The 1,162-nt window shown below is 39.5% G+C and carries 1 protein-coding gene; it reads right to left on the bottom strand.

The annotated features are described in order from the left end of the window. The coding region (locus APR43_RS24200) for an Ig-like domain-containing protein (protein ID WP_317044750.1) at positions 1-1,162 on the bottom strand (1,162 nt) is incomplete at both ends.

Genomic DNA, 1,162 nt, shown 5'->3' with positions numbered 1-1,162 from the left:
TTAAAGCTTCAGCATTACTGCACTCAACAGTTTGGTTTAAAGAACCAGCCTGCGTTGTCCAAGTTGGTGCAGTAGTATCCTGAATTGTAATAATTTGCGTGAAAGTATCAGAAGTATTTCCGCAGTCATCTTTTACAGTCCAGGTATTGGTATAAGTTCCAGAATTTGAACATCCTTCAGAAGCAGTAAACTGTCCGCTTATTTTAGTAATATTCGAAACATCAGTATCACATAAATCAGAAGCTGTTGGAAATAAGGCTTGTGCTGAAGTCAAAGCTTCCGCATTACTGCATTCGATAGTTTGGTTTAAAGAACCAGCCTGCGTTGTCCAAGCTGGTGCAGTTGTATCTTGAATTGTAATTACTTGCGTGAAAGTATCAGAAGTATTTCCACAATCGTCTTTTACTGTCCAAGTGTTTGTGTAAGTTCCAAAATTTGCGCATCCTTCAGAAGCAACAAACTGTCCGCTTACTTTAGTAATATTCGAAACATCAGTATCACAGGAATCAGAAGCTGCAGGGAATAAGGCTTGCGCCGAAGCCAAAGCTTCAGCATTACTGCACTCAATAGTTTGGTTTAAAGAGCCACTTTGTGTAGTCCAAGTTGGAGATGTTGTATCTTGAATAGTAATAATCTGCGTAAAAGTATCAGAAGTATTTCCGCAGTCATCTTTTACCGTCCAAGTGTTGGTATAAGTTCCAGAATTTCCACATCGTTCAGAAGCCACAAATTGCCCGCTTACTTTAGTAATATTCGAAACATCAGCATCACATAAATCAGAAGCAGTTGGGAATAAGGCTTGAGCCGAAGTTAAAGCTTCTTGATTGCTGCATTCGATAGTCTGATTTAAAGAACCAGCCTGTGTTGTCCAAGTCGGAGCAGTAGTATCCTGAATTGTAATTACTTGAGTGAAAGTATCAGAAGTATTTCCACAATCGTCTTTTACTGTCCAAGTGTTAGTATAAGTTCCAGAATTTGAACATCCTTCAGAAGCAACGAACTGCCCGCTTACTTTAGTAATATTCGAAACATTAGCATCACATAAATCAGAAGCAGTTGGGAATAAGGCTTGAGCCGAAGTTAAAGCTTCAGCATTACTGCACTCAACAGTTTGGTTTAAAGAGCCAGCTTGTGTTGTCCAGGTTGGAGCAGTTGTATCCTG

Origin of the sequence: Flavobacterium sp. NLM, from assembly GCF_002210235.1 — a bacterium.
Classification (GTDB): Bacteria; Bacteroidota; Bacteroidia; order Flavobacteriales; family Flavobacteriaceae; genus Flavobacterium; species Flavobacterium panici.
The sequence above is the reverse complement of the archived record's forward strand: the minus strand, read 5'-3'. Positions and strand labels throughout refer to the sequence as shown.